Raw genomic sequence first — 5,296 nt, forward strand, 5'->3', positions numbered from 1 at the left:
CCTGCCCGCCGCGACGGCGGCCTTGTGCGTGGCGGGCACGGACGCCAGCCCCAGATCCGCCCTGGGGCGCCCCACGATGACGGTGGCAGCGGTGGTCGGATCCCAGTTGAGCGCCGAGGCCCCGGAGGCGAGATCGGCGTGCCGGTCCCCGCGAACGACGGCGTCGACCAGCATCGCCTCCATGCGGGTGTCCCAGGCGCCCCGGTGCTCGGCGGCGGCCGCGTACACCGAGGCAGCGGTGAAGCCGAGCTCGCGACCGAATTTCAGCACCGCCGCGATCATGAGCCCGCGCTGGCGCTCGTTGTGGGTGATCCGCGGCATGACCAGCTCGAAGTACTCGCACGTGGAGCGGACGAGCTGCACGGTCTCCTGCAGGGACAGGCCCTGACCGAGGCCCTTGGGCAGAAGCTTGAACCCCGCGATCGTGTCGGTGTGCGGGGCCTCGGGGTTGCGCATCCAGGTGACGAAGTCGCGCACGGCGCTCTGGATGATCAGCTGGATCTCCGCCCGTTGGTCGGCGGACAGCCCGGCGAAGAACGGCAGGTCCTCCTCGAGGGACCGGACCGCTTCCGTCGACAGGGTCCCCGAGTACCGGGTGATGCGCTTGAGCAGCGCATCCGAGACCGGTCGCTGATCCGGAGCCCTCGCGGATCGGCGCCGTGACGGCTGTACGGTCTGTGGCCCGGCCCCCGCCGCGGGTCCGGTCGTCTCGGTCACGCCACCCCGGGATCCGTCGTGGGCTCGGGCGCCGCCATGACGTCGTCGATCTTGTACAGGCGGGCCGCCTCGAGCAGGGTGCGCTTCTCGAGGCTGCCCTCGCGGACCAGCCCGGCGAGGACCGCGACGATGATCGATTCGGCGTCGGTGTTGAAGAAGCGACGCGCAGCCGGTCGGGTGTCGGAGAACCCGAATCCGTCGGTGCCCAGGACGGTGAAGTCTCCGGGGACCCATCCGCGGATCTGGTCCGGCACCGCCTTCTGGTAATCGCTCACGGCGACCTTCGGTCCCTCGCTGCCTTCGAGAGATGCGGTGACGAACGGGGTCCGGGCATGCTGATCCGGGTGTCGGAGCTCGTGGCGTTCACACTCGTAACCGTCCCGTGCCAGTTCGTTCCACGAGGTGGCCGACCAGAGATCGGCGGCCACGTCCCACCGCTCGGCCAGGGTCTTCTGGGCTTCGGCGGCCGCGTACATCGCGACACCCGAGGCGAGGATCGAGGCCTTGAGCGCGCCCTTCTCGGCCTTGCGGAAGAGGTACAACCCCCGGAGCAGGGCGTCGGAGTCCAGATCCTCGGGCTCCGGCGGCTGCGGGACGGGCTCGTTGTAGAGGGTGATGTAGTACGACACGTTGCGGTCGATCCCGTCGGTGCCGTTCTCATGGGCGGCGCCCGGCCCGTACATCCGCTCGATCCCCGCGCGCATGATGTGGGCGAGTTCGAAACCCCATGCGGGGTCGTACGAGATGATCCCCGGGTTGGTGGCGGCGAGAAGCGGTGAATGGCCGTCCATGTGCTGCAGCCCCTCACCGGTGAGGGTGGTTCGGCCGGCGGTGGCGCCGAGCAGGAACCCGCGGGCGAGCTGGTCGGAGGCCGCCCAGATGGCGTCGCCGGTGCGCTGGAAACCGAACATCGAGTAGAAGATGTACAGCGGGACCATGGGCTCACCGTGGGTCGCATACGCGGTGCCGGCGGCGGTGAACTCGGCCACCGACCCGGCCTCGCTGATCCCCTCGTGCATGATCTGGCCCGTCTTGGACTCCTTGTAGCTGAGCATGAGGTCGTGGTCGACGGAGGTGTAGTTCTGCCCGTGCGGGTTGTAGATCTTCAGGGTCGGGAACCACGAGTCCATCCCGAAGGTCCGCGCCTCGTCCGGGATGATCGGGACCAGACGATCGCGTAGCGACTCGTCCCGCATGAGCTCCTTGCAGGTGCGGACCAGGGCCATCGTGGTGGCGACCGACTGCTTTCCCGAACCCTTGCGGAGCGAGGCCAGGGAATCGATGTCCGGGACGGAGAGCGGGGTGAAGGTCTGGCGCCGCTCGGGCACGTGCCCGCCCAGCGCGTTCCTCCGCTCGAGCATGTAGCGGATCTCCGGCGAGTTGGGCCCCGGGTTGTAGTACGGGGGCAGCGTCGGGTCGGCCTCCAGTTCCTCGTCCGTGATGGGGATGAGCTGCTTGTCGCGGAACAGCTTGAGGTCGTCCAGCGTCAGCTTCTTCATCTGGTGCGCGGCGTTGCGGCCCTCGAAGTTCTGGCCCAGACCGAAACCCTTGACCGTGTGCGCGAGGATCACCGTGGGCTGACCGGTGTGCTCGAGCGACGCCTTGTAGGCGGCGTGGATCTTCCGGTAGTCGTGCCCGCCGCGGCGGAGGGCCCAGATCTCGTCGTCGGTCATGTCCTCGACGAGCTTGGCCGTGCGGGGATCACGGCCGAAGAAGTGCTCGCGGATCCAGGCGCCGTCATTGGCGCGGAACGTCTGGTAATCACCGTCCGAGACGGAGTTCATGAGGGAGACGAGCGCGCCCTCGGTGTCCTTCTCGAACAGCGCGTCCCACTCGCGGCCCCACACGACCTTGATGACGTTCCATCCGGCGCCCCTGAAGTACGACTCCAGCTCCTGGACGATCTGCCCGTTGCCGCGGACCGGGCCGTCGAGGCGCTGGAGGTTGCAGTTGATGACGAAGGTCAGGTTGTCGAGCGCGTCGTTCGCGGCCACCTGCAGGGCTCCGCGCGAGTCGACCTCGTCCATCTCACCGTCGCCGAGGAACGCCCACACGTGCTGCTGGGAGGTGTCCTTGATCCCGCGGTTGTGCAGGTAGCGGTTGAACCGCGCCTGATAGATGGCGTTCATGGGCCCGAGGCCCATCGACACCGTGGGGAACTCCCAGAACTCGGGTAGGCAGCGGGGATGGGGGTAGGAGGGAAGTGAGCGTCCGGGGTGGCTCTTCTCCTGCCGGAACCCGTCGAGGTCGTGCTCGCGGAGGCGACCCTCGAGGTAGGCGCGTGCGTACATGCCGGGTGAGGCGTGCCCCTGGAAGAAGATGTGGTCACCACCCCCGGGGTGGTCCTTGCCGCGGAAGAAGTGGTTGTAGCCGACCTCGTACAGCGGGGCCGCGCCCGCGTAGGTGGAGATGTGGCCGCCCACACCGATGCCGGGCCGCTGGGCGCGGTGGACCATGATGGCCGCGTTCCAGCGGATCCAGCGCCGGTAGGTGCGCTCCACCGACTCGTCGCCCGGGAACTCGGGTTCGAGGCTGGTGGGGATCGTGTTGACGTAGTCCGATGAGGTGAGAGCCGGAAGGGGAACCCGCTGCTTGGAGGCGCGCTCGAGGAGCCTGAGCATGAGGTAGCGCGCCCGCTCGGGGCCCGCCTCCGCGAGCATGCCGTCGAGGGAGTCCATCCACTCCTGCGTCTCCTCGGGGTCCGAGTCCGCGAGATAGGACGCGACCCCCTCCCGGAGGACCGGCACGTTGGTGGGTGCGGAACCATCTCGGGTGCCTACGGTCTCGGTCATGCGTCTCGTCCTCACTTCTGCGATACGTACAGCGGCGACCCGGTGGGGTCACCACACATGTCGGGGTGCAGTGTCCGGTCGACCGCACGCGCCGCGGGTGTGTGGCGGATGGCGAGGTCGACCGGCCACGGGCCGTCGTCGGCCCATGACTTCCTCTGATTGTGCCCCAAAGCGTGATGCGCGACACGGGGCTGCGCTCTGACCGCCCAAATAGGCGGTAGTCGTTTCCCGTGGGAGGGTGCGCGGGTAGTGTTCCTGGTCAGCGAAAGACCAAGACGAACGAAGTCGGATACGAGGGAGGAACACCACGGTGGTCGCCGCGGCGAACCAGCAGGACGGGGCGGATCAGATTGCTGGTCAGCTCGAACTGACGAAGGACATGCTCGTTCAGGAGGTCGGATGGGATTCCGACTGTGACGAGTCGATCAGTGAGGCCGTCGAGGACGCCGTCGGGTCGGAGCTGCTGGAGGAGGACACGGACGAGATCGTCGACGCGGTACTGCTCTGGTGGCGCGACGGCGACGGCGACCTGGTGGACAGGCTCATGGACGTCGTGACCCCGTTGGCGGAGGAGGGTTCCGTGTGGGTCCTCACCCCCAAGACGGGGAACGACGGCCACGTGGAGCCCTCGGTCATCGCCGAGTCGGCCCAGACCGCCGGGATGCTCCAGACCCGCACCGCGGCCCTGGGGGACTGGGCGGGAAGCCGCCTGGCGCTGCGGAAGAACAGCATTCCGCGGAAGTAGAACGCCATTCCGCGGTCGTGATCGCACCCCCCGGGGGTGCTCGGCCGCCCGGCGGTGGGGCACCAGAACCGGGATGAGTTGATCTCACGAACACCGGCACCCGAGGTGCCGGTGTTCTCTCATGCACCGTGCGGGCACGCGGGACCGGAGGCGTGTCCGGGCGCCCTGTCGGTCGGCCGCCCGGTCGCCGGTCAGCCGTCCGGTCCGAGCAGGACGACCCCGCCGGACACCGACTGGGCGGGCCCCGGCAGCGGAACGCGGTAGGGGCGCCGGTCCTCGCCGGCGTACGGGGCAGCCCGGAGGCCGCCGCCCCAGGCCCACAGGTTTCCCGTCCGGTCGATCCCGTACGACGAGGCACCTGAGGCGCCGATCCACTCCATCGGCGGCACGCCGACCACCTGCTGCGGCGAGGCGGTGGAGGTGTCCTCGGCGTCCCCGTCGCCGAGCATCCCGGAGACGATGCGTCCCCACGCCCAGACGTGCCCGTCGGAATCCCGCGCGAGCGCGAAGTCGTTTCCGCCGGCCACCTGGACGATGTCGGTCAGCCCCTCGATCCTGACCGCCCGCGGGCTCTGACCTCCACGCGGTTCGACGCCCTGCAGTCCGTGGACGTTGTTGCCCCACGCGCACACCTCTCCGGTGCTGGTGGCGATGACGGCGGCCCCTCCCGGGTTGGCCACGCTGACGGCACCCGGGACGTCCCGGATCGTGCGGACCAGCGTCCCGTCCGGCTCGCCGATCACCTGGGTGAGATTGATCCCCCACCCCTGCACCCTGCCGTCGGAGCGCAGGGCGAGGACGTTGAGTTGCCCGTCGGCCACCTCGATCACGTTCTCGACCTTGGGGACCGGGCCCGGGGTGGGCTGCTGACGCTCGGCTCCGCGGTGGCCCCCGCTCGCGATGAACGAGTCGCCCCACGCGGTCACGGATCCGTCGGAGTGGGTGGCGAGGAACGCTCCACCGACCGCCGCCACGGAGGTGGCGTCCCGGACGCCGGGCACCTTCTGTGGCAGCGCCGCCGCGGGCCCGGCGGGCGTGCCGG

Annotated in this window: 3 protein-coding genes and 1 pseudogene; 1 reads left to right on the forward strand and 3 read right to left on the reverse strand. The window is 69.4% G+C overall.

Annotated features, from left to right (window positions below):
- Both G6021_RS03390 and aceE read right to left on the reverse strand, forming a co-directional pair.
- A pseudogene (locus tag G6021_RS03390) lies at positions 1 to 717 on the reverse strand (PucR family transcriptional regulator); the annotation flags it as partial.
- Positions 714 to 3,509, reverse strand: coding sequence for a pyruvate dehydrogenase (acetyl-transferring), homodimeric type (gene aceE, locus G6021_RS03395; protein ID WP_182640660.1), 2,796 nt, complete (start codon positions 3,507 to 3,509; stop codon positions 714 to 716). The pseudogene G6021_RS03390 and the gene aceE, both read right to left, overlap by 4 nt.
- Before the next feature lie 310 nt (positions 3,510 to 3,819).
- Between aceE and G6021_RS03400 the strand changes: the two genes are divergently transcribed.
- On the forward strand, positions 3,820 to 4,254 hold the full coding sequence (locus G6021_RS03400) for a DUF3052 domain-containing protein (protein ID WP_182609628.1): 435 nt from the start codon (positions 3,820 to 3,822) through the stop codon (positions 4,252 to 4,254).
- 191 nt (positions 4,255 to 4,445) lie between these two features.
- On the opposite strand, the gene G6021_RS03405 is transcribed toward G6021_RS03400, so the two are convergent.
- On the reverse strand, positions 4,446 to 5,296 hold an 851-nt coding region (locus G6021_RS03405; protein ID WP_182640661.1), incomplete at its 5' end, for an RCC1 repeat domain-containing protein.

Source organism: Dietzia sp. CW19 (assembly GCF_014145265.1).
In the GTDB taxonomy this organism is placed as follows: Bacteria; Actinomycetota; Actinomycetes; order Mycobacteriales; family Mycobacteriaceae; genus Dietzia; species Dietzia natronolimnaea.

Excerpts from the sequence above, each read along its gene's own strand:
- aceE (WP_182640660.1), bottom strand. The coding sequence starts at position 3,509 with ATGACCGAGACCGTAGGCACCCGAGATGGTTCCGCACCCACCAACGTG.